At 71.4% G+C, this 21,419-nt stretch carries 21 protein-coding genes; 8 read left to right on the top strand and 13 right to left on the bottom strand.

All coding sequences use genetic code 11. The features are described 5' to 3' along the window. The first annotated feature begins 126 nt into the window (after positions 1–126). Positions 127–1,581 (top strand): alpha-amylase family glycosyl hydrolase, encoded by a 1,455-nt coding sequence (locus tag EXW95_RS14915; RefSeq protein WP_174368104.1) that lies wholly within the window; start codon positions 127–129, stop codon positions 1,579–1,581. Between the two features lie 128 nt (positions 1,582–1,709). Here EXW95_RS14915 and EXW95_RS14910 read toward each other — a convergent pair whose 3' ends face one another. The 9 genes from EXW95_RS14910 to EXW95_RS14870 all read right to left on the bottom strand — a co-directional run bounded on the left by EXW95_RS14910 (position 1,710) and on the right by EXW95_RS14870 (position 11,765). Then, positions 1,710–2,102, bottom strand: coding sequence for a hypothetical protein (locus EXW95_RS14910; protein ID WP_058977582.1), 393 nt, complete (start codon positions 2,100–2,102; stop codon positions 1,710–1,712). A gap of 77 nt (positions 2,103–2,179) precedes the next feature. Then, positions 2,180–2,521 carry a hypothetical protein gene (locus EXW95_RS14905; RefSeq protein ID WP_174368103.1) on the bottom strand — a complete coding sequence of 114 codons (342 nt, stop codon included), beginning with the start codon at positions 2,519–2,521 and terminating at the stop codon, positions 2,180–2,182. Positions 2,522–2,608: 87 nt separating this feature from the next. Next, the gene (locus EXW95_RS14900) at positions 2,609–4,390 is read right to left on the bottom strand and encodes a hypothetical protein (protein WP_174368102.1); all 1,782 of its coding nucleotides are present in this window, start codon (positions 4,388–4,390) and stop codon (positions 2,609–2,611) included. 323 nt (positions 4,391–4,713) lie between these two features. After that, positions 4,714–8,025, bottom strand: a complete 3,312-nt coding sequence (locus EXW95_RS14895) for a chromosome segregation SMC family protein (protein WP_174368101.1) — start codon at positions 8,023–8,025, stop codon at positions 4,714–4,716. Between the two features lie 9 nt (positions 8,026–8,034). Continuing rightward, positions 8,035–8,580 (bottom strand): GerMN domain-containing protein, encoded by a 546-nt coding sequence (locus EXW95_RS14890; protein ID WP_371810091.1) that lies wholly within the window; start codon positions 8,578–8,580, stop codon positions 8,035–8,037. A 2-nt stretch (positions 8,581–8,582) separates the two neighbouring features. Then, positions 8,583–9,962: an N-acetylmuramoyl-L-alanine amidase gene (locus EXW95_RS14885; RefSeq protein ID WP_371810090.1), complete on the bottom strand. Its 1,380-nt coding sequence runs from the start codon at positions 9,960–9,962 to the stop codon at positions 8,583–8,585. Continuing rightward, complete coding sequence (gene smpB, locus EXW95_RS14880; RefSeq protein WP_174368099.1) at positions 9,959–10,381, bottom strand: SsrA-binding protein SmpB; 423 nt, start codon at positions 10,379–10,381, stop codon at positions 9,959–9,961. Before smpB ends, EXW95_RS14885 begins: the two co-directional genes overlap by 4 nt. 114 nt (positions 10,382–10,495) lie before the next feature. Then, positions 10,496–11,203: an SDR family oxidoreductase gene (locus EXW95_RS14875; RefSeq protein WP_174368098.1), complete on the bottom strand. Its 708-nt coding sequence runs from the start codon at positions 11,201–11,203 to the stop codon at positions 10,496–10,498. Positions 11,204–11,303: 100 nt separating this feature from the next. Beyond that, entirely contained in the window at positions 11,304–11,765 is a 462-nt protein-coding gene (locus EXW95_RS14870; RefSeq protein ID WP_174368097.1) for a hypothetical protein, read from the bottom strand. 261 nt (positions 11,766–12,026) lie between these two features. On the opposite strand from EXW95_RS14870, the gene EXW95_RS14865 reads away from it, so the two are divergent. Together EXW95_RS14865 and EXW95_RS14860 are read left to right on the top strand one after the other, a co-directional pair. After that, positions 12,027–12,677 carry a MazG family protein gene (locus tag EXW95_RS14865; protein WP_174368096.1) on the top strand — a complete coding sequence of 217 codons (651 nt, stop codon included), beginning with the start codon at positions 12,027–12,029 and terminating at the stop codon, positions 12,675–12,677. After that, a complete protein-coding gene (locus tag EXW95_RS14860) occupies positions 12,674–13,273 on the top strand; it encodes a CoA pyrophosphatase (protein ID WP_174368095.1) in 600 nt (199 codons plus the stop codon). The genes EXW95_RS14865 and EXW95_RS14860 overlap by 4 nt, the downstream gene beginning before the upstream one ends. A 47-nt stretch (positions 13,274–13,320) precedes the next feature. On the opposite strand, the gene EXW95_RS14855 is transcribed toward EXW95_RS14860, so the two are convergent. Beyond that, positions 13,321–14,340 (bottom strand): DUF4384 domain-containing protein, encoded by a 1,020-nt coding sequence (locus tag EXW95_RS14855; protein WP_174368094.1) that lies wholly within the window; start codon positions 14,338–14,340, stop codon positions 13,321–13,323. Between the two features lie 389 nt (positions 14,341–14,729). On the opposite strand from EXW95_RS14855, the gene mqnB reads away from it, so the two are divergent. Then, positions 14,730–15,389, top strand: a complete 660-nt coding sequence (gene mqnB, locus EXW95_RS14850) for a futalosine hydrolase (RefSeq protein ID WP_174368093.1) — start codon at positions 14,730–14,732, stop codon at positions 15,387–15,389. A gap of 110 nt (positions 15,390–15,499) precedes the next feature. Here mqnB and EXW95_RS14845 read toward each other — a convergent pair whose 3' ends face one another. Beyond that, positions 15,500–16,336 (bottom strand): DUF72 domain-containing protein, encoded by an 837-nt coding sequence (locus EXW95_RS14845; RefSeq protein ID WP_174368092.1) that lies wholly within the window; start codon positions 16,334–16,336, stop codon positions 15,500–15,502. A 67-nt stretch (positions 16,337–16,403) separates the two neighbouring features. Beyond that, positions 16,404–16,829, bottom strand: coding sequence for a response regulator (locus EXW95_RS14840; RefSeq protein ID WP_174368091.1), 426 nt, complete (start codon positions 16,827–16,829; stop codon positions 16,404–16,406). Positions 16,830–17,051: 222 nt separating this feature from the next. On the opposite strand from EXW95_RS14840, the gene hisF reads away from it, so the two are divergent. Together hisF and hisIE are read left to right on the top strand one after the other, a co-directional pair. Beyond that, a complete protein-coding gene (gene hisF / locus EXW95_RS14835; RefSeq protein WP_174368090.1) occupies positions 17,052–17,849 on the top strand; it encodes an imidazole glycerol phosphate synthase subunit HisF in 798 nt (265 codons plus the stop codon). Positions 17,850–17,887: 38 nt separating this feature from the next. Then, complete coding sequence (gene hisIE / locus EXW95_RS14830; RefSeq protein WP_174368089.1) at positions 17,888–18,553, top strand: bifunctional phosphoribosyl-AMP cyclohydrolase/phosphoribosyl-ATP diphosphatase HisIE; 666 nt, start codon at positions 17,888–17,890, stop codon at positions 18,551–18,553. A 69-nt stretch (positions 18,554–18,622) separates the two neighbouring features. Here the strand turns inward: hisIE and nucS are convergent, their stop codons facing one another. Then, complete coding sequence (gene nucS, locus EXW95_RS14825; RefSeq protein ID WP_174368088.1) at positions 18,623–19,372, bottom strand: endonuclease NucS; 750 nt, start codon at positions 19,370–19,372, stop codon at positions 18,623–18,625. A gap of 212 nt (positions 19,373–19,584) precedes the next feature. Here nucS and EXW95_RS14820 point away from each other — a divergent pair, with 212 nt between their 5' ends. Next, on the top strand, positions 19,585–20,418 hold the full coding sequence (locus EXW95_RS14820) for a DUF4394 domain-containing protein (RefSeq protein ID WP_174368087.1): 834 nt from the start codon (positions 19,585–19,587) through the stop codon (positions 20,416–20,418). 149 nt (positions 20,419–20,567) lie between these two features. Then, a complete protein-coding gene (locus EXW95_RS14815; protein ID WP_174368086.1) occupies positions 20,568–21,398 on the top strand; it encodes a phosphodiesterase in 831 nt (276 codons plus the stop codon). The last annotated feature ends 21 nt before the right edge of the window (positions 21,399–21,419 follow it).

The following is a 21,419-nucleotide window of genomic DNA, read 5'->3' as shown; positions in this document are numbered from 1 at the left end:
GAGGTTGTGGGATGTGGGGAGGGGGCGACCTCTCCCCTGTTCCATGCCGGGGACTGGGGGGACCCCCTCTATCAACCATCATCCATCCACCATCAACCCCTGCGCTGGAAGCGATACCATGCGGGTATGCGACACCTCGCCCTGCTGGGCGCGCTGCTGACCTCCCTGGCGGGCGGGTCGGGCGCGCAGACGGCCCTGCCCATCCCCCACTTCGAGGGGCAGGTGATCTATCAGGTCATGCCGGACCGCTTCTTCGATGGGAACCCCGCGAACAACCAGGGCGTGAACCGCGACGACCCGCGCGCGTGGCACGGGGGGGACCTGCCGGGCCTGACGCAGAAACTCGCGTACATCCAGAAGCTGGGGGCGACGTCGGTGTGGCTCACGCCGGTGTACCAGCAGCAGACCGTGAACTCGTTCGGCACCGCCGGGTACCACGGGTACTGGCCCGCCGACTTCCGGAACGTGGACCCGCACTTCGGGACGCTGGCGGACTTCGGGACGTTCGTGAAGGCCGCGCAGGGCGCCGGGATGCGCGTCGTGCTCGATCAGGTCATCAACCACTACGGGTACGAGGCCGCCGCCGTGCGCGTCCGCCGGGACTGGTTCAACACGCAGGCCACCTGCGACGCCACCCAGAACAAGGACGTGGACTGCCCCCTATCGGGCCTGCCGGACCTGCGCCAGAGCAACCCGCAGGTGCGGGACCTGCTGCTGGGCAACGCGAACTTCTGGCGAGAGCAGGGCGTCAGCGCCTTCCGGTACGACGCGATCAAGCACGTCGAGCGGCCCTTCCTGAACGACCTGCTGGCCGCCGACCGGCAGGCGGGCATCTGGACGCTGGGCGAGTGGTTCGGCGCGGACACCGGCACCGTCGCCGACTGGCAGAAGGCGGGCTTCGACAGCCTGTTCCTGTTCAGCCTGCAGGACGCCATGAAGGCCAGCGTGATGGGCGAGAGCAGCCTGGAGGCCGTCCGCAGCGTCCTCGCCCGGCAGGGTGAACTGCCCAGACCTGGCGAGGTGGCGCTGTTCCTCGACAACCACGACGTGCCGCGCTTCGCGCAGGGCAGCCTGTTCGAGGACGTCGGCCAGGAGCGCACCCGCTACGGCCTGCGCGCCCTGATGACCCTGCGCGGCGTGCCCGTCATCTGGCAGGGCACCGAGATCGCCATGCGCGGCGCCGCGGACCCCGACAACCGCCGCGACATGCGATTCGAGGATCAGTGGACGCCCGCCGAGCGCGCCGTGTTCGACGCCACGAAAGCCGCCATCGCCGCGCGCAAGGCCAGCCCCGCCCTCAGCAACGGCTCGCAGACCCTGCTGCCCACCCCCGACCGCGTCAGCGGACAGCTGCTGCTGTTCACCCGCGAACTGAACGGCCAGACCGTCCTCGCCGCGTGGCACAGCGCCAACACCCGCCGCACGTACTCCCTGAAACTAAGTGGCCTGGGCGTGAACTGGCCCGCGCTGGCCGCCACCCCCTCCCTGTACGCCGGGCAGGACGCCAAGGTCAGCGTCAGCGGCGGGTACCTGCACCTCAGCCTCCCCGCACGGGACGCCGCCGCCTTCCGCGTGCAGTAAAGGGGTTGTAGGCAGTGGGGAGTGGGAACGGCGGCAGGACGCATTCTCCTCCCCCTGCAGGGGGGAGGCCGGGAGGGGGTGAAACGGGGGGCGAGCCGCGCAGGCCCGCCCCCTCTACCCCACGCCCGTTACGCCCGCAGGGGCCGGGGCACCGGGAGGGTGTACGTCGCGAACGGCTTCCACTGCCCACCCGGATGGTGCCGCGCGATGGGCTGGTCGCGGTCGTCCACGTACACCATGCGGTAGCGCACGCGGCCCAGTTCCAGCCCCCCGCGCTGCCGCCACAGGACCTGCACGTCCACGTTCGTCGCCGCCGGGTCGGTGTCCCGCGCGGACAGGATGCTGAACCCGCTCAGGGTGCCGGGGTACGCGCGGCGCACCTGCCGCACGCTGCGCCGCCGCGTCGGGAACACCCGCGCGGGCAGCGCCAGGGCCATCGCGTGGTACTGCCCGCCCTGCCAGTGCGTCAGAAACGCACTGAGCGCCTCCTGCGGCGTGGAATTGGTCGGCGTGATGTCCATACCCCAGCATGCCACGCCCCGGCCCCGGCGGACCATCCCACGAATGGCGCAACCCGGCAGGGGATGCAGCAGGCCAATCAGCGGAGCAGCGCGACCTGCCCGAGGAACAGTACCCCGGCGCCGATCAGGGCGGTGAGGATCTGCGCCCAGGGCAGGCCGGGCGCGCGGTAGCTCTCGCCCAGGCGGGCGCGCATGCCGGTCTCGATCTGACTCTGGCCGTTCTGCGAGTAGATGATCGCCCCGGCCAGGAACGTCAGGCCCAGGCCGCCCCAGCCCAGCGCGGTCGCGGCGCCCGCGCGGGTCAGGCCGCCCGCCAGCAGCGCGCCGATCAGGACGCACAGCACCCCCGTGCCCAGCCCGGCGCCCAGGCCGAACAGGAGAATCTGGCCGATTCGGGCGGCGCGCGTCTGCGTGGTCATGCCCGGAGTGTACCGGGCGGCGCGGCCCGGTGAGGCCACAGGTGCGCGGCCCGCCCGCAGGGGAGCAGGCCGCCGCGCGGGCAGGGGTCAGCAGTTGTGCGAGTAGATCCGCTGGCGCCAGTTCAGGACCTGGGCCTGCCAGGGGGCGCTGCTGACGAGCGGGAAGGCCGCCCCGGCGTCCACGCGCACTCCGGCGTAGGCGCACAGGCTGTAGCTGGTCTGGCCGGGGCCGAAGGTGCCGCTGGCCTGTCCTTCCACGAAGGGTTTGGCGTGCACGAACACCTGCGGGCCGCTGGTGGAGGCGCTGTACAGCGCGAGGATGCCCTTGGCGCCCAGGTACGCGCTGACCTGCGCGCTGGCGGTGGCGGTGGGGGCGGGCGGGGCGCTGAACGTCCAGGTGTTGGTGTTGATGCCGCGCCAGCCGCTGCCGCGGTTGTATTCGACGCCGTACCGGCCGGTGAAGGACTGGCTGGCCTCGTAGCGGAGGGTGGCGGTGATCTGGCCGTTCGTGCCGACGGTGGGCACGAGGATAGGCGTGATCACGACTGGGACGGGACCGATGGTGAACGTGATGGGGCTGAACACGACCTGCCACTGGGTGAGGTCCTTGTCGATGTTCCAGCCGTACGAGCCCTTGGCGAACAGGGTGGCGCGCGCACTCTCGCTGAGCTGCACGCCGGCGTCGAAGTGCTGGAGGCGGAACCAGCTGATGTTCACGTTCACGAAGGCGTCGGCGCGGGCGCTGAGCTGCCCGTCCAGGGTGACGTAGTTCGTGGCGGGGACGCGGCTGCGCAGTCCGGAAGCCTGCCCGTCGTCGCAGCCCAGGGAGCGGGCGGCGTGGTCGTACAGGCAGAAGGGGTTGCGGCTGAAGTTGAAGAAGTTGAAGGTCCGCTGCGCGCTGAGGCTCTTTTCCTGCGTGCGGATGGCGCTGCCGGACTTCTCGAAGTCGATCATGCTGGAGTCGAGTTTCACGGCGGCGTCCAGCGCGCCGTCCTGGATGATCTCTTCCAGTGAGACCTCGCTGGTGTACACGGTGGTGGTATCCGCGCCGCGTTCCAGGGCCTTCACGCGGCCCAGCAGTCCGGCGGGCGCGGCGTCGGCGGGGCGGCTGACGAGGGCCGCGCCCTCTTTCAGGGTCCGCAGGATGGGGGCGTCGCTGCGGAACACCAGGACGCGCCCGTCCTCGCTGGCCTTGAGCAGTCCGGCGCGGTCCTGGGCGCCCAGCACGCGGGTGGTGTCGGGAATCACGGCGTCCGGGCGTTCCCCGTCGCTGTTCCAGGGGTTGGCGGGGGCGTCCTCGGCGGCCACCCAGAAGCGGGTGTCCGGGTCGGTCTGCCCGGCGGCGAGCAGCTGCCAGCCGGTGCCGTCGCGGGTGCCCGCCACGCGCCAGCCGCTGCCGAACTCGGTGGCGCACAGCAGGTCGGCGACCTTGCGGGAGGTCAGGCTGGTGCCGTTCACGGCGGGGCTGAGTCGTACCTCGCCGCCCACCCAGCTGTCCACGCCCCTGGGGGCGGGGCGGCCGTCCACGTTCAGGCACAGCAGGGGCAGGTCGGCGGTGGCGGCCGTGTCGCCCTTCTCGGCGTTGGTGGCGTCGTCGGCGCCGACCAGGGTGACCCCCTCGCCCTGTTTGAGGGTGCGCCAGGTGGTGCCGCGCCAGGTGTCGTTGACGGTCAGGGCGCTGACGTTGCGGACGGCGCCGCGTGCGGGGGGCAGGTCGGCGGGGCGGGTCAGCCCGGGGCCGGTCAGGTCGGGTCTGGTCAGGTCGGGTCTGGCCTGCTCCGGGGCGGGGGTGGTGGGGGCGCCGCAGGCGGCGAGCAGGACGGTCAGGGTCAGGATGGGCAGGGTCAGGACGGGCAGGTGGTGTTTCATGGGTTCACTCCGGGACGAGGCGGGAAGACGGAGGGGCGCGGGGTGGACGGGGCGTGCGGGACGGCAGCACGCGGAACTCGAGTCAGCGTGTCGGCAGGTGGGAACCTCTGGGTGGTGTGGAGGGAACGGTGGGGAGAACGGTCTGGACGCGTCCGGGAGTCCGGGTGCGGCTGTCCCCGTGGCGTCTGACGTCAGCATGCCGGGGAGGCCGTGATCAGCTCGTGATCAGATTCAGGCGGGGCATGATCGGGCCGGGAACAGAAACACGGAGCGGGGGCCGGCTGTGTCGTGAACAGCGGCCCCTGGACGGTCGGACGGTGGGGTTATCCGGCGCGGGTGTCGTCGTGCTGGCGGATGCTGAGGACGCGGCTGGCGCCGGTCTGGTCGGTGGTGACGCCCCACAGGGCGTGCGCGACTTCCATGGTGGCTTTCTGGTGCGTGACGAGCAGGAACTGCGCGCCGCGTTCGCTGAAGCGCTTCAGGAAGGCGGTGAAGCGGCGGATGTTCGCCTCGTCCAGCGGGGCGTCCACCTCGTCCAGCACGGCCAGGGGGAGGCCCCCGGCGCTGCCTTCCCCACCCGCGTGGTTCAGGGCGAACAGGAAGCCCAGGCCGGCCATGGTGCGTTCCCCGGCGGAGAGCAGGGTCATGGAGCGGGTGCGTTTGCCGCGGGGTTGCACGGCGAGGCGCAGGCCGCGCAGGATGCCCGCGTCGTCCGTTTCGGGTTCCAGGTCGCCCTGCCCGCCGAGGAGTTCGGTGCTGTACTCGCGGAAGGCGGTGTTCACGCGGTCGAAGGCGGCGCGGGTGGCGTGTTCCTCGGCGGTCTGGAGTTCCTGCAGGTGCGCGCGGAGTTCCTGCGCGGCGGCGTCCGCGTCGTGCAGTTCGGCCCGCTGGGCGCCGAGCAGTTCGGTCTCGGCGGCGTGGTCGGCCTCGGCGCGGGCGTTGACGGGCCCCAGGGCGTCCAGTGCGGCGCGGGTGCGGGTCAGTTCGGCCGTCCACTCGCGGGGCGTGCCGGGCGGGAGGCAGCCGTCGGGGATGGGTTCGAGGCTGCCCTCGCGCCGGGCGATCAGGAGGCGCAGGTCGTCCAGGCGGGCGCGGGCCTTGTTCTGCGTGCCGATCAGGGTGGCGTAGTCCTGACTGGCTTTCTCGCGGGCGTATTCGGCGCGGGCGTACTCGTTCTCGTCGAGGGTGCCCAGCGCGGCCTCGCGGCGGGTGACCTCGGCGCGGGCGGCGTCCAGCGCGGCGTCCTGCGCGGTCAGCGAGGTGGCGTTGGTGTCCAGGCGGGCGCGCAGATCCCCGGCGCGGGCGCGGCCGGTGCGGTAGGCGCGCCACGCGGCGTCCGCCTGCTGCGCCAGGGCGAGGTTCTCGGCGGCGTGGCGTTCCTGCGCGCGGTGCGTCTCGGCGTCACTGCGGGCGGTCTGGAGGCTGGCGGTCAGGGCGTCCACGTCCGGCAGGGTCTCGCCGGGGGCCAGGGGTTCGGGTTCCGTCTCGTCGGGTCCCAGGCGGGCCGCGAGGCGGTCGTGGTTCGCCTGGAGGCTGCGGGTCTGCGCGGCCAGTTCGGTGACGCGGCGCTCCGCGCCCGTTTCTTCCTGCGCGGCGCGTTCGCGGGCGGCGAGCAGGGTGTCGTGTCGTTCGGCGCTGCCTGCCAGGGTCGCCTCGACCTTCTTCAGTTCACTGGTCAGGCGGCTGCTCTGGCGGTCGGCGTCCTCGAGTTCCGCGTCGAGTTCCTGGAAGCGGCGCTGGTCGCCCAGCACGCCGCTGCCGGTGTCGCGGGCGCGGCCCCCGGTGATCGCCCCGCCCGGTTCGACGAGTTCGCCGTCCAGCGTGACGAGGCGGGGTCGGCTGGCGTGCGCGCGGGCGATACGGTTCGCGGCGCGCAGGTCGCGGACGACCAGGGTGTCGGCCAGGATGCTCTCGGCGACCAGGGGCGGGTCGCTGGGGCACAGGTCGGCGAGGTTGCCGATCACGCCGTCCTCGCGCAGCAGCGCGCCGTCGCGGCGGGGCCGGGCGCGGATGATGTCCAGCGGCAGGAACGTCGCGCGGCCGCCCACGCGCTTGAGTTCGTCGATGATCTCGCGGGCGTCGTCCGCGCGGTTCACGACGACCTGTTCCAGGCGGCGGCCCAGGGCGGCGCCCAGCGCGACCTCGTACTCGGCGGGGACGGTCAGCAGGTCGGCGACCGAGCCGACGATGCCCGGGTGGTCGAGGCGCAGGGCGTTGCGGGCGCCCTCGCCGTAGCGGGCGTAGGAGTTCAGGGTCTGTTCCAGCCGGTCGCGTTCGCGCCGCAGCGGGGCGACGCTGGCGTTCACGCGGGCCAGTTCGCCGCGCAGGTGCCGTTCGTGCTGCGTGGCGGCCTCGCGCTCGCCGCGGACACCCAGGTACGCCTGCTCGGCCTGCTCCCGCGCGGTGCGGGCGTGTGCCAGTCTCTCCTGCGCGGCCTCCAGCGCCTCCAGCGCCTGGGTCAGGTTGCCCTGGGCGCGTTCGAACTCGGCGCGGATCGTCTCGCGGCTGGCGTCGTGGCGGGCGGCGGCCTCGGCGGCGCGGGCGGCCAGGGCGCGGGCGCGGGTCAGGTCGGCGTCCAGGCTGCGGGCGCGGCGTTCGGCGGCGTCCGCCTGCGCGCGGGCCTGCGTCAGCGCGGCGTCCAGCGCGGTCAGGTCCGGGGCGGGCTGCTCGGGCGGCGTGCGCGGCAGCGCGTCCAGCTCGGCGGTCAGGGTCTGCCGTTCGGCGTCCAGGTGCGCGCGGTAGCGCTGCGCCTGCGCGGCGGCGTCGCGGGCGGCGCGCAGGGTGTCGAGCGCCCCGGCGTACGCGTCGCGCCTCGCTCGGGCCTCCTGCGCGGCGTCACGGGCGGCGTCCACGGCGGTCGCGGCGGCCTGCACCTCGGCGGCCAGGGCGGCGCTGCGGGCCTCCAGTTCGGCGGCCTCGCTGCGGGCCGCGAAGACCTCGCGCGCCAGGGTCAGCTGCCGGTCGCGGCGCAGGGCGTCCTCCAGCGTCAGCACCCGGCCGCTCAGGTCGCGGTGCGTGCGGGCGTCCTGCGCGGCGCGCGCCAGTCTCTCCAGTGCGGCCTCGCGTTCGTTCAGCACCAGCCGCAGCGAGTCCAGGTGCGTGTCCGCCTCGCGCAGGCGGGCCTCGGTCTCCTGGCGGGCGGTCACGGCGCGGGACAGCCCGGCGGCCTCCTGCACGTAGCCCAGCAGGGTCTTCCCTTCGGCCTGCACGACGCCGCTGACCTCGCCCTGCCCGATCACGGCCAGCCCGCCGGGGCCCAGTCCGGTGCCGCGCAGCGCGCCCTGCACGTCCCGCACGCGCACGCCGCGTCCGTTCAGGTCCTGCTCGCCGGTCCCGTCGCGGTACACGCGCCGCGCGAGGTTCACGCGCTCCCCGGCGGGCGTCACGAGTTCCAGCTGCACCTCCGCGAGGCCCAGGGGCGCCTTGCCGCCGCTGCCGTGGAAGATCAGTTCGGTGCCGCGCCCGGCGCGCAGGTCCCGCGCGCGGGCCTGATGGGTGGCCCAGCGGATGGCCTCGACGACGTTGCTCTTGCCGCTGCCGTTCGGGCCGATGACGGCGCTGACGCCGGGCCCGAACTCCAGGCGGGTGCGGTCGGCGAAACTCTTGAAGCCCTGCAGGGTGACACTCTGAAGCATAGGGGGGCCTTACTGGTCGGCGCAGTCCCCGGCCGCGAACGGCTGCGTGAGGTCCATGCGGCCCAGCGCCTCGACGTTCTGCCCGCTCACCAGGAACGTCACGTCCTGCCCCTTCTGTTCCAGCAGGGTGCGGGTCAGGGTGCACAGCAGCATGCGTTCGCCGCTGGCGCCGTAGCGGAGCTTGGTGTACGCGTCGGGCAGGTCCACGTAGTAGTGCTGTCCGCGCAGGTACACCTTCGGGGCGGGGGTCCCGGCGGGCACGACGCCCAGGAAGCTCTTGTCGAAGGGGCCGCGCGCCCAGACGTCCACGGCGGCCTGCGCGACCGAGCGGGTGTTCGTGCGGGTCACCTGGACGGTGCGCGTCTCGGCTTTCAGGGTCTGCACCTGCGGGTCGGTGAAGTACACCTTGACCTTCAGGGTCTGCCGTTCGGTCAGGTCCAGTCTGGGCGGCTCGGGCGTGGGGGGCGTGCGTTGCACGGCCTGCAGGGCCAGCACGGACGCGGCGAGCAGCGCGGCCGAGACCACGTTGAACGGCGAGAACAGTTTGCGGGGCACGCTCACTGGGCGGCTCCCTGCACGCTGAGGTTCGCGTTGTTGTTCGCGCGGGCCGTCAGGTACGTGGCGACCGAGCGGGCCACCGCGACCGACAGGATCTTCTGCCGCGCGGCGCTGCCCAGCGTGGCGAGGTCCTGCGCGTTGTTCGCCCAGCCGAGTTCAAGCAGCAGCGCGGCCTGCGGGGCCTCCCCGAGGCTCTGCAGGCGGCTGATGCTCTGCCCGCGGGCGGTCACGCCGCCGCCCTTGAGTTCCCCGCGCAGCAGTTCACCCAGGCGGCGGGTGCTGCCCGCCCCGGCGACGACCAGGGTGCTGTAGGGGGCGCTGCTGCCGCCGCGCAGCGCGTTGATCAGCTGGCTGCCGGCGCGGCCGGTCTGCTCGTACACGGTGACGCCGCTGCGTTTCGCGCCGGGCAGGCGGCCCAGGTCCAGCGCGAGGTACACGTCGCTCCGGCGGGTCAGGGTCAGGAGTTCCTCGCGGCTGAGACCGGCGGCGCTGTCACGCGTGACGCGCACCTGCCAGCCTTTCTCGGTCAGGATCTGCGCGGCCTGCCGGGCGACTTCCAGCGTCACGTCGCTGCTCACGCCGGGCACCACGGCGGGGTCCAGGACGATCAGCGGGGCGTTCACGCGGGACAGGACTTCCGGGGCGCTGCTGGGCACGCCGGGTCCGGCGTCCACGACGACCCGCACGCCGCTGCCGCGCGCGACCCGGAATACGCGGTAGCCGCTGCTGGCCGGGAGGGGAAGCGTGACGGTCAGGTCCGCGCCGCTGCGGGCGACCTCGGCGCTGGGCACGAACGCGCCGCGGGTGGTGTAGCGCCGCGCGTCCCCCTGGATGCCTTTCAGGGTGAGGACCACGCGGTCGCCGCGCTGCTCGTCGAGAACCTGCACGTCGCGGCTGAGGTCCAGCACGACGCGGTCCGTGTCGCGTCCGGCGCGGCTGCTGACGCCCAGCAGCCTCGGGGCGGCGAGCGTGAACTTCCCCTGTTCGTACTGCGCGCCCAGCCCGGTGGCGAGCGTGTCGAGCGGCAGGTACAGGCTGCCGTTCACGAGGGTCGCGGTGCGGCCCTGTACGCGGCGCGTGTCCAGCTGCACGGTGTTGAACGACGTGGTCGCGCGCTGCTGGTCCTCGTCCAGGGGCAGCAGCAGGGTGTGGCCCAGGCCGGTCACGCGGACGACGCCGCTGTCCTGCGAGATGCCCAGCAGGCCGCTCAGGTTGCTCTGGCTGGCGTACTCCGCGCCGTACAGCTGGATGCTCTGCACGTCCCGCCCGGCGAGGTTCAGGCGGGAGAAGGCGATCTGCGCCCCCGCCAGTCCGATCAGCAGGAGGCTGGCGGCGGCGGTGGCGAGCGTGGTGCGGCGGCCGGGAACGCGCAGCTTCACAGTTCGCGCAGCTCCCGGCGCACGGTCTTCTCGGCTTCCGCGCGGCGCTTGTCGTGCAGTTTCTTGCCGCGGGCCAGCGCGACTTCCACCTTGAAGAACTTGCCCTTCTGGTACAGGCGGGTGGGGACCAGCGTCAGCCCTTTCTGTTCCAGACCACGTTTGACCTTGCCGATCTCCTCGCGGTGCAGCAGCAGGCGGCGGGTGCGGCGGGGCTCGTGGTTGTTGTACGTCGCTTCCTTGTAGGTCGGGATGTACAGGCCTTCCAGGTCGATGTTGCCCCCGTTCAAGCGGGCGAAGGCGTCGCGGAAGTCCACGCCGCCGGCGCGGATGCTCTTGACTTCACTGCCCGTCAGGCTGATCCCCGCCTCGAAGCGCTCCAGCAGTTCGTACTCGTAATGAGCGCGGCGGTTCGTGTACACCCGCGCATTCTAGCAGCAGGTGGAAAAGGCGTTGATGGTGCAGTTGATGATCAAAGGGTGATGGTTGATGGACGGGACACTGGCCCCATCCATCAACCATCGACCATCACCCGTTTACTTCTTCGGTGGGCGGCTGGGGCGGACTTCCACGCGGCTGGGCAGGGTGCGCTCCGGCATGTGCAGGAGGTCCACGGTGAGCTGCGCGAGGTCCTCGGGCTGGATCTTCCAGGCGTCCTTCTCGGCGTCGGGCGTGTGCCCGCCGAAGTACGTGGCGACGCTGCCGGGCATGATCTGCGTGACCTTGATGCCGCGGTCGCGCAGGTCGAGGTTCAGGACCTCGCTCAGGCCGTTCAGGCCGAACTTGCTGGCGTTGTACGCGCCGCCGCCCGGCAGGGGGTTCTTCCCGGCGAGGCTGGACAGCGTGAAGATGTACCCGCCGCGCGCTGAAAGGGCAGGAATGGCGGCCTTGACGGTGTAGAACGCGCCGCTGAGGTTCGTGTCGATCATGGCCTGCCACTGCTCGATGCTCAGGTCCGCGACGTTCCCGAAGTGCCCGACGCCCGCGTTCACGAACAGGACGTCCAGGCCGCCGAACGCCGCGACGTGGGCGTCCACGGCGGCCTGCACGGCCTGCGGGTCACGGACGTCGCAGGCGGCGCCGCGCGTACCGGCGCCCAGTTCGGCGGCGACCTGCGCGATCTCGTCGGCGTTGCGGCTGGTGATGGTCACGGCGTACCCGTCGGCGATCAGGGCCTGCGCGACGGCGTGCCCGATGCCCTTGCTGGCTCCGGTGATGAAGGCGCTCTTCTGGGTCTGTGTCATGGGCGGCACCCTAACACGCGCCCGCCGGGGCGCAGTGTGAAAAGCAAAGCAGTGTGAAGCCGCCCCTCCAGTGAAGTGGGGCGGCGGGCGCGAGCGGAGGTCAGCGGGGCAGGCGCGTGGCGAGCTGGTCGTACATGTAGTTCACGAATTCCGCGCGGTAGCGCAGCAGCACGCTGATCCCGAAGGTGTCGCTGACCGCATACGTCTGCCCCTGGGCGGTCTGGAATTCCAGGCGGGCGCCCAGCTTGTTCCACGGCAGCAGCGCGTTGGGCGCCACGAACACCGGTCGGACCTGGATGGCGTTCGCGGTGGGCGTCGCCGCGATGGTCGCCTGCGGGTAGCGGCGTTTCAGGGCGCCGCCGCTGTCGCGCCGCATGGCGGCCAGGATGCTCTGGCGCTGGTCGGCGCTCACGAGGTTCTGGTTGCCCTCGATGACGGGGTCGAGGATCACGTACGTGGCGGTGGCGAGCTGCTGCGCGCTGGGCGCCTGCGCGGACGCGACGCCCAGCGAGAGCAGCGGGGCGAGCAGGGCGGCGCGGGTCAGGATACGGGGGGTGTTCATGCCTCTCAGTGCAGCACACCGTTCCTGACGGGGCGTGAAGTGCCCGTGAGGGTGGGCGGCGGGCAGGGCCGCCCAGGCACTCATACGGATTCCGTTTGTTTCGTGAACAGATCGGAACACCGCCGATCTGTTCACTCCACGTCCGGAACCCGTTTCTCTCCTGCTCGCTCTGCTGCGCAGCTCTGCGAGTCCGCTCGGATTGAACGGCTTTGTCAGCCGATCAATCGGAGTCCGTATCACGCGCGCTCTAGAGTGGGGGGCATGCAGGACCTCCTCTCGATCATGCGGCGCCTGCGCGCCCCGGACGGTTGCCCCTGGGACCGTGAGCAGACGCACGAGTCCCTGCGTCCCTACCTGCTGGAGGAAGCCGCCGAGGCCGCCGACGCCGTGAGCAGCGCGGACCGCGCCGAGCTGGCCGACGAGCTGGGCGACGTGCTGCTGCAGGTGGCGTTCCACAGCGTGATCGCCGAGGAGGAGGGCACCTTCGCGTACGCGGACGTGGAGCGCGCCATCGTGGAGAAACTCGTGCGCCGCCACCCGCACGTGTTCGGCGGGACGGAGGTGAGCGGCAGTGAGGAGGTCGTGACGAACTGGCAGGCGATCAAGGCCGCGGAGCGGGGCGGGCGGGTGCGGCGCCCCGAGGAGCGCGTCCCGGCCGGTCTGGGCGCCCTGGCGCGCGAGGCGAAGGCGCAGAAGCTCGCCGGTCGCACGAAGGGCACGCCCGCGGCGGCGCGGGAGGCGCTGCTGGGTGCCATGCAGGAGGCGCCTGACTCGGCCGAGGGCGTGGCGGAGGTCCTCGCGGCCGTGGTGGCGTGGGCGCGCGCGGCGGGCGTGGACGCCGAACTGACCCTGCGCGAGCGGACCCTGACCACCCTGCAGGCCCTGCCGGACGACGCCGGGCTGACCTCATGACCGGTCCCATGGGCACCGATCCGCTGGACACTGACCCGCTGGACACGGTCACGGCCGATCCCTGGGCGACGTGGCTGGGGGAACGGGAGCGCCGCACGCTGCACCTACCCGATTACCGCCGCGCGGCCGTGCTGGTGGGCCTGACGCGCGAGCCGGACGCGCGGGTGCTGCTCACGGTGCGCTCGGCAGACCTGCCCACCCACAAAGGCCAGATCAGCTTCCCCGGCGGCAGCCTGGAACGCGGCGAGACGCCCGTGCAGGCCGCGCTGCGCGAGGCGCACGAGGAGGTCGGCCTGGACCCGGCGCAGGTGACGGTCCTGGGTGAACTGGACGACGTGTTCACGCCCATCGGTTTTCACGTCACGCCGGTCCTGGCGCGCATGCCCGCCCAGCCTGCCCTGACGCTGTCGGGCGAGGTCGCGCAGTTGCTGCTGCCCACCCTGAGCGAACTGCGCGCCACGCCCGTCACGCGCGAGACTCGCATCCTGCCGGACGGCACGCGGGTGCCGCTGTACCGCTACCCGTGGCAGGGGCACGACATCTGGGGCATGACGGCGCGGGTCCTGCACGACCTGCTGCGCGACGGCCCAACCTGAGAAAACCCCCCACCCACGCGGGGTGAGGGGCTTCTGCGTGCCGCTGATCAGCGGGTGGGGTTGATGGTGATCTGGCCGTTTTTCGTGATGTTGTAGGTGCTCACGAAGGTGCGGTAGCCGGGGGCGATCATCACGATCTCGTGCGTGCCGCCGCTGACCTGAAGGTTCAGGCCACCGTTGCGGATGGTCCCGGCTTCCTGGCCGTCCACGAAGATGCGCGCGCCGCTGACGCTGCTGCGGATGGACACCGTGAACTCGCTACGCACGGGGGTGGGGGCCACGGCCTGCGCGAACTCAACGTTCACGTTGGTGGTGCTGCCGCCTTTGATGGCGACGGTCGTGGTGAAGTCACGGTAGCCGGGCGCCTGCACGCGGATGGGGTAGCTGCCGGCCTTCAGGTTGCTGTAGGTGACGTTCGCGCCGCCCAGTCGCTGACCGTTCAGGATCACGGTGGCGTTGTTCACGTTCGTGCCGACGAACAGGCTGCCGGTGCTGATGGGGGTGCGGCCCGCGACGGTGTAGAAGGCGGTGTCGCTGACCCAGCTGTTCTGCGGCAGGGGGTTCACGACGATGCTCAGCGCCTGGGCGAGGCCGGCCTGGTTCTTGGCGCTGACGGTGGCGAACTGATCCTGCGCGCTCTTGAAGGAGCTGATCTGGTCGAGGTTCAGCGGGGTCAGGCTGGCGAGGGCCAGGACCTTGTTCTGCCCGATGGGGCCGGCGACCGTGAAGTTGAACTTGTCGTCGGGCGCGGGGAACACCTTGGTGGTGTTGGCCTTGACAAGGTTGCTGTCGCTCAGGCGGTTGGGGAGGATCTGGTCGACGCTGCCGTCGGGGTTGACGTTGAACAGGTACACGTACGCGTCGCGGTTGACGGTGGTGCTGATGCTGATCTTGTCGTCCACGCGGTAGGCGGGGTTCTGGTTGCCGGTGGTGTCCTTGTCCACGCGCACGCTGACGCTCAGGTCGGGCTGGGTGGGGTTGACGATGATGCTCTGGGCGCTGATCTTGGGCGCGGCGGCGGCGGTGCTCAGGAGCATGGCGGCCGGAATCAGGAGAAGCTTGTTCATGTGGTACCTCCGCTGATGAGCCTACGGGGCGGCACATGACGCGCCGTGAGTCGGGGCATCGGCAAACTTAATGGTGGTTCAGTCCACGGTCAGGTTCGTCGCCCGCTGCCTGTGTCGGGTGTACCCCCATTGAAATGACCGACGTTCAGTCAATTCGCATGAAAATGAAGCCGTCTTCATGTACGCTTCAGGCACCGTCAGCTCAGGAGGTGTAAATGATGACCGCGTTCTTCCGCCGTCTGTTCTTCCGCCACCGACCCACCCCGCCTGCCCGCCTGGGCCGACCCCTCACGGAACTTGACCTGCTGCGCGCCCTGGGCTGCGACGAGTAGCGCCGGCGACCGGCGCGGCATCTCCCCGCGCCGGGGCACATGCTCTAGCCTGCGCGCATGCCCCGGCCCTCCCCCACCCATGACGTCCTGATCGTCGTCGCCACCTCCGGCGAGGCGGACCGCCTGCGCGACCTGCCCGCCCGCGTGATCGTCAGTGGGGTCGGCCCGGTCGCGGCGGCCCTCGCCACCACCCATGCGCTGATGCACGCTCCGGCGCGGCTGGTCATCAGCGCCGGGATCGGCGGCGCGTACCCCGGCGCGCACCTGCACCCCGGCGACCTCGCCGTGTCCAGCGTGATGATCCAGGCGGACCTGGGCGCCTGGGACGACGACACCTTCCTGCCACTGACCGGGCTGGGCCTTTCGGTCCTGCCGCATGCCCCGCACGACGCGACCTTCCCCGCCTGGACGGGCGCCGGGACTGTCGCCGACCGCGCGAGCGCCGCACTTGGCCCGGCCCTGACCCTGAGCGGCGTGACCGGCAGCTCGGCGCAGGCCCAGGCCCTGGAACGCCGGTACCCCGGCGCGCTGTGCGAGGGCATGGAGGGCGCCGGAATCGCGCACGCCGCACTCCTCGCGGGCGTCCCGGCGCTGGAGATCCGCGGCATCAGCAACCCCGTCGGCCCCCGCGACCGCAGCGCCTGGCGTATCCCCGAAGCCCTCGCCGCGACCCGCCGGGGCGTGCAAGCTGCGCTGGCGGTGATGGGTGATGGGTGATGGGTGATGGGTGATGGGTGATGGGTGATGGGTGATGGTCAACAGCGTCTACGCGCCGAACCCGCCCCCGTCAAGCCGACCCACTCCCCACAACCCACTTCCCACTCCCCCTACAGCAGTCGTCGGTCGTCCGGGAAGTCCAGCGGGTCGGGGGTCTGCACGGGGACGCCGTGGGCGTTCAGGGCGTCGCGGAGTTGCGGGATGTTCTTCAGGGCGTGGCCCTTGGTGGTGTTCTCGAAGAACACGTACAGTTCACTGAGGTCGTCGGCGACGAGGGCGATCTTCTGCGCCCATTCGTCCATCTCGGCGCGCGTGTAGCGGTAGTCGTGGCGTTCGGCGGCGCTCTGGCCGTCCCACCAGCTGGCGGCGTTGCGGCCGTGAAGGCGCAGGTAACCGACGTCTGCCGTGACGTGCAGTTGCGGTTCGGGCAGGCCTCCGGCGGGGGGATAGTCGGGGCTGACCCAGATCAGGCCGCGCTGCGCCATGCCGTCCCGGACGTCGGGCAGATCCCAGCCTTCGTGGCGGAATTCCACGGCGAGTTCATGCCCGGCGAAGCGTTCGGTGAGCATCTGCAGGTACCGGCGGTTGGTCGGCGTGCGGTGGAACGAGTGCGGGAACTGCGCGAGGTACGGGCCGAGCACGCCGGCCTCGCGCAGGGGTTCGGGGCTCTGGAGCATGCGGTCGAAGTCGTCGTCGGTGGGGGCGCGGTCGTGCGTGAACACCCGGTGGAGTTTCACGGTGAAGCGGACCTGGGCGGCGCTGCGGCGCAACATGCCCTCGAAGGCCTTCAGGCCGGGAATGCTGTAGAAGGAGGCGTTCAGTTCGGCGGCGTCGAAGTGCCGGGCGTACGTACCCAGGTAGTCGTCCTTGCGCACGCCGTCGTACAGGAGGCCGGGGGCCGCCCAGTCGTCGTTGCTGTAGCCGCCGCAGCCGATATACACGCGCATGACTGAGAGGCTACCGCCCGGCGCGCGGGGTGGTCCTTCGCGCAACCTTCAGTTCGTGCGGCGCGGTTCAGTTGGTGCGGGGCGGGCGGTTCAGGGAGGTCCAGAAGGCCTGGATGGTCCGCAGCGCCTCGCGGAACTGCGTGAAGTCCAGGGGTTTGACGACGTACGCGCTCGCGCCGTGCGCGTAGGATTCGCGGATGTCGCGGCTCTCGCCGCTGGTGGTGAGCATCACGACCGGGATGCCCTCCAGGCCCGCCTCGGCGCGGATGGCGTCGAGAATGGCGATGCCGTCCATGTGCGGCATCTTCAGGTCGAGGAGGATCAGGTCCGGCAAGGTCCCCTCGTCCCGGGCGCGGCGCAGGGCGTCCATGGCTTCGGGGCCACTGCCTGCCACGCTGACCTGGTCGTCGCCGCTGGACACTTCGTCCAGGGCGGTCAGGGCCAGTTCCACGTCGTTGGGGTTGTCATCGATCAGCAGGATTCTGCGGTGCATGGTGCCTCCCGGTGCGCGTGAGGTCGCCTCTGGACGGAGCGGCACGGCGCCGCCAATGACCCGCAGTGTAGCAAATTGCATGAGCCTTTCCTAAACTCGATTTAACATTAGGCAGTTTGACCTACCCCCACCGGCACCTTTCACGACCGGCCGCCGCGACGCAGCAGCCCACGCTGGGCAGGCCCACACCGCGCGGCACACGCGGCGCGTAGACTGCGCCCCATGTTGAGCAAGCGCATCATTCCCTGTCTGGACGTCCAGAACGGCCGGGTGGTGAAGAACGTCCGGTTCTTCGAGAACCACCGCGACGCCGGGGACCCCCTGGTGCTCGCGCAGGCCTACGAGGCCCAGCAGGCCGACGAACTGGTCTTCTACGACATCACCGCCACGCACGAGGGCCGCAGCCTGATGCTGGACGTCGCCGCGCGGGTCGCCGAGCAGGTCATGATGCCCCTGACCGTCGGCGGCGGCGTGAACCAACTCTCGGACTTCCGGCAGCTGCTGCTGGCGGGCGCGGACAAGATCAGCGTGAACAGCGGCGCCCTGACCCGACCCGAGCTGATCCGCGAGGCCAGCGACCACTACGGCGCGCAGTGCGTGATGCTCAGCATCGACGCCAAACGCCGCCCCGGCGGCGGCTGGAACGTGTTCCGCGCGGGCGGCCGCGTGGATACGGGGCTGGACCTGATCGAGTGGGCCACCCGCGGGCAGGCGCTCGGCGCGGGCGAGATCTGCCTGAACGTCATGGACGCCGACGGCACCCGTGACGGCTTCGCGCTGGACGCCACCCGCGCCGTGGCGCGCGCCGTGGACCTGCCCGTCATCGCGTCCGGCGGCGCCGGGAAACTGCAGGACTTCCGCGACGTGCTGCTCGGCGGCGACCTGGGCGGGAACGCCGACGCCGCGCTGGCCGCCAGCGTCTTCCACTTCGGGGAACTGACCGTCCCGCAGGTCAAGGCGTACCTGAAAGCCGAGGGGCTGCCCGTCCGGCCCGACTGGCACGACACGGCCCGACCCTGAATTCCCTTTTTACCCGTGGCCTCCGGAGGGGGCCTGACATGACTGCCCTGACCCTCGATTCCCTGAAGTTCGATCCTCAGACCGGCCTGATCCCGGTCGTCACGCAGGACGCCCGCAGCGGCGCCGTCCTCATGCAGGCCTGGGCCGACCGCGCCGCCGTTGCCCGGACCCTGGACACCCGCGAGGCCACCTACTGGTCCCGCTCCCGCGCCCAGCAGTGGGTCAAGGGCGCCACCAGCGGCCACACCCAGCAGGTCGTGGACGTGCAGGCCGACTGCGACGGCGACAGCCTGCTGTACCGCGTGGTGCAGACCGGCCCCGCCTGCCACACCGGCGCGTACTCCTGCTACCACCAGCCCCTCCTGACCACGGGCGCCCCCCAGGCCGGACTGGACGGCACGCTGGACCGCGTGTACGCCACCATCACCGAACGCCTCGCCACCCTGCCCGAGAACAGCTACGTGGCCCGCCTGCACGCCGGGGGCCTGGACCGCGTCCTGAAGAAGATCAGCGAGGAAAGCGGCGAGGTCCTGCTGGCCGCGAAGAACGCCGACCGCGCCGAACTCGCCACCGAGGTCGCCGACCTGCTGTTCCACACCCTCTTCGCCATGGCCGAGGTCGGCGTCAGCCCCGCCGACGTCGCCGCCGTCCTCGCGGAGCGCGAGGGCCGCACTGGACTGAAGGGACCCAAAGAGGTGGGATGACGGGTGTGGGTTGTCGGTTGTGGGGTTGAGCTTTTCCTACAACCCACAACCCACTTCCCACAACCCCCCTCAGAACAGCATGGGCTGACGCGCTTCCTCCTGCACCTGGGGGAGCGCGTCGACCTTCACGTACTCCAGTCCGGCGGCCTGCGCGACCTTCAGGGCGGGCACGGTGATGTCCGGCGCGGCGAGGATGCCCCGCACCGGGGCGGCGACCTGGGTGCGGACGGCATCCACGTAGCGGCCCAGCTGGTGCACGGCGTCGTGTCCGGCCTTGCCGCGTTTGAGTTCCACGACCACGAAGCGGCCCTGGCTGTCGCGGGCGTACAGGTCGATGCCGCCCACCCCGACGAGCAGTTCGCGGTCCAGGACGGTCAGGCCGTCCTCGATCAGGTGCGGCGCGCGGGCCAGAGCCTGCTGCATCTGCGCCTCGCTGCCCTGCAGGAGGAACAGGGCCTCGTCGGCGAGGTTCAGCGCGGTGACCTGCGCGCAGCCGATCACGCGGACCCGCACGACCTCGGCGGGGCTGCGCCGCTCGGCGTGCAGGACCACGCATCCATCCTCCAGATCCGCCGAGAGGTGATCGGTGCGCGGCTGCCAGTTCACAGGCTTCACGCCGCGCGGCCCGTGAACCTGCAACGACCCGTCGGGTTTCACGAGCAGCAGGCGGTCCCCGGCCTCGGCCATGCTGGTCGCCCGACCGGCGTACAGCACCTCGACCTCACCGGCCAGATGCAGGGTCACGCGGGCGTGCAGGTGGGCGCGCAGGAACGCCAGCAGGGCTTCGGGGGCAGGGTGGGTCAGGGACTCGATCAGCATGGGCGGGTGCGCTCGGGGGAGCGGCGCGCAGGATACCGCGCGCACCCGGTCGCCGGGACGGGATCACGGGCGGGCCTGACCGTGAAGACATCGTGAACGCCGCGTGTGATCCGCCGCGCCCCCACCCGCATACAGCTGTTCAGCACCCGTGACCGAACCCCGGTCACGTCGCTCCCGCCCGCCACATCCGCCCCAGTCCCCACGGAGGAACCATGAAACACATCGCCCTGCTGACCCTGTCCGCCCTGACCCTCGCGTCCTGCTCCATGCCCACTGCGCCCGTCGCGCCCGCCGGGCAGGTCACCTACGGCCTGGGCGGCGGCATGCTGCACACCTTCGGCATGGACAACCCGGACGCCAGCCGCCGCAGCGTGACCATCACCGGTCTGAGCAGCGGCGACACCCTGGTGGACCTGGACGTCCGCAACACCGACGGCAAGCTGTACGGCTTCGCCAGCAGCGGCCGCGTGTACATGATCAACGCCGACTCCGGCACCGCGACGCTGGACAGCACCGTGACCCTGAGCGGCAAGGGGCTCGTCGCCGCCGACTTCAACCCCGCCGCGAACCGCCTGCGCGTGCTGGGCACGGACGACGCCAACTTCCGCCACACGCTGAGCGCCCTGCCGACACCGGCCACCACCGGCACCACCGCCGACGGCACCTTCGCGTACCCGACCGGCACGCCCAACCCGAACCTCGTCGCGGCGGCGTACACCAACTCGTTCAACGACACCGGCAAACTCAACTCCGGCCTGCCGACCACGCTGTACTCCATTGACGCCGATCAGGACGCCCTGATCACCCACCCAGCCGCGGGCGCCCCGGCCTTCAACACCCTGCAGACCGTGGGGGCGCTGGGTGTGGACGTCATGGCCGGGAAGACCGGGTTCGACGTGGCCGGGGCGAACATGGCGGTCCTGAGCAGCGCCGGGGCGAACAGCACCTCGCTGTACACCGTGGACCTGACCACCGGGAAGGCGACCATGAAGGGCAGCGTGAAGGTCGCGCTGAGCAGCGTGGCGCTGAAACTCATGGCCCCCTGACCGGACACCGCGCCCCGGCGCGCATGAAGGAACCTTCACGGACGGGTCCATGTGGCCCGTCTGTGTGGTTTCCGTTATGTGGATGGGCGCACACTGAACGGAACGCCGGGCCACCACGGGCCGCGCGCTGACGTCAGGAGGTGACCGTCATGCAGGTGGTGCAACTGAGTGATCCGCACGTCGATTACCGCTTCCCGCAGAAGGCGGCGGCGTTCGCGCGGGCGGTCGCGCACGTGAACACCATGCCCGCCCTGCCGGACGCCGTGATCCTCACCGGGGACTGCACCGAGCATGCCCGTCCCGACGAGTACGCGCTGTTCACCGACCTGCTGCGGACGCTGCGCGTCCCGGCGTTCCTGGTCCCGGGCAATCACGACGACCGCGCCGCGCTGCTGGACCTGTTCCCACCGCCGCCCGGGCACCTGCCGGGCTTCATGCAGTACGCCGCAGAGGACTTCCCACTGCGCCTGATCGGGCTGGACACCCAGCGGCCCGGGCATGGCGGCGGCGAACTGGACGACACGCGCCTGGACTGGCTGGAGGCGCGGCTTCGCGAGGCGCCCGAGCGGCCCACCCTGATCTTCATGCACCACCCGCCGGTCAGGACCGGGCTAGACGTCATGGACGGCATGGACCTGCGTGGGCGCGAGGAACTGTGCGACCTGCTGCTGGAGCACCCGCAGGTGCTGCGCGTCGCGGCCGGGCACCTGCACATGGGCCTGACAGCGGGGTTCGCGCACACGACCGTCATGACCTGTCCCGGCACGGACGCCACGCTGAACCCGGACCTGAACCGAGCCGCGCAGCTGGTCGTGCAGCGCCAGCCGCCCATGTGCCTGCTGCACCACTGGACGCCCGAGACGGGCCTGAACACCTTCACGCAGGTGATCGAACCCGCCCCGTGGCACACGCTGTTCGACGGGCAGGCGTGGCACGACTTTGACCGCCCGAACGGCACGCACCATTCCCCCCCGCACTGACCGGCGGGCGACACGCGGGGC

The organism is Deinococcus sp. JMULE3, from assembly GCF_013337115.1.
Classification (GTDB): domain Bacteria; phylum Deinococcota; class Deinococci; order Deinococcales; family Deinococcaceae; genus Deinococcus.
The sequence above is the reverse complement of the archived record's forward strand: the minus strand, read 5'-3'. Positions and strand labels throughout refer to the sequence as shown.

Excerpts from the sequence above, each read along its gene's own strand:
- EXW95_RS14915 (WP_174368104.1), top strand. The coding sequence starts at position 127 with ATGCGACACCTCGCCCTGCTGGGCGCGCTGCTGACCTCCCTGGCGGGC.
- EXW95_RS14910 (WP_058977582.1), bottom strand. The coding sequence starts at position 2,102 with ATGGACATCACGCCGACCAATTCCACGCCGCAGGAGGCGCTCAGTGCG.
- EXW95_RS14905 (WP_174368103.1), bottom strand. The coding sequence starts at position 2,521 with ATGACCACGCAGACGCGCGCCGCCCGAATCGGCCAGATTCTCCTGTTC.
- EXW95_RS14900 (WP_174368102.1), bottom strand. The coding sequence starts at position 4,390 with ATGAAACACCACCTGCCCGTCCTGACCCTGCCCATCCTGACCCTGACC.
- EXW95_RS14895 (WP_174368101.1), bottom strand. The coding sequence starts at position 8,025 with ATGCTTCAGAGTGTCACCCTGCAGGGCTTCAAGAGTTTCGCCGACCGC.
- EXW95_RS14875 (WP_174368098.1), bottom strand. The coding sequence starts at position 11,203 with ATGACACAGACCCAGAAGAGCGCCTTCATCACCGGAGCCAGCAAGGGC.
- EXW95_RS14870 (WP_174368097.1), bottom strand. The coding sequence starts at position 11,765 with ATGAACACCCCCCGTATCCTGACCCGCGCCGCCCTGCTCGCCCCGCTG.
- EXW95_RS14865 (WP_174368096.1), top strand. The coding sequence starts at position 12,027 with ATGCAGGACCTCCTCTCGATCATGCGGCGCCTGCGCGCCCCGGACGGT.
- EXW95_RS14860 (WP_174368095.1), top strand. The coding sequence starts at position 12,674 with ATGACCGGTCCCATGGGCACCGATCCGCTGGACACTGACCCGCTGGAC.
- EXW95_RS14855 (WP_174368094.1), bottom strand. The coding sequence starts at position 14,340 with ATGAACAAGCTTCTCCTGATTCCGGCCGCCATGCTCCTGAGCACCGCC.
- mqnB (WP_174368093.1), top strand. The coding sequence starts at position 14,730 with ATGCCCCGGCCCTCCCCCACCCATGACGTCCTGATCGTCGTCGCCACC.
- EXW95_RS14845 (WP_174368092.1), bottom strand. The coding sequence starts at position 16,336 with ATGCGCGTGTATATCGGCTGCGGCGGCTACAGCAACGACGACTGGGCG.
- EXW95_RS14840 (WP_174368091.1), bottom strand. The coding sequence starts at position 16,829 with ATGCACCGCAGAATCCTGCTGATCGATGACAACCCCAACGACGTGGAA.
- hisF (WP_174368090.1), top strand. The coding sequence starts at position 17,052 with ATGTTGAGCAAGCGCATCATTCCCTGTCTGGACGTCCAGAACGGCCGG.
- hisIE (WP_174368089.1), top strand. The coding sequence starts at position 17,888 with ATGACTGCCCTGACCCTCGATTCCCTGAAGTTCGATCCTCAGACCGGC.
- nucS (WP_174368088.1), bottom strand. The coding sequence starts at position 19,372 with ATGCTGATCGAGTCCCTGACCCACCCTGCCCCCGAAGCCCTGCTGGCG.
- EXW95_RS14820 (WP_174368087.1), top strand. The coding sequence starts at position 19,585 with ATGAAACACATCGCCCTGCTGACCCTGTCCGCCCTGACCCTCGCGTCC.
- EXW95_RS14815 (WP_174368086.1), top strand. The coding sequence starts at position 20,568 with ATGCAGGTGGTGCAACTGAGTGATCCGCACGTCGATTACCGCTTCCCG.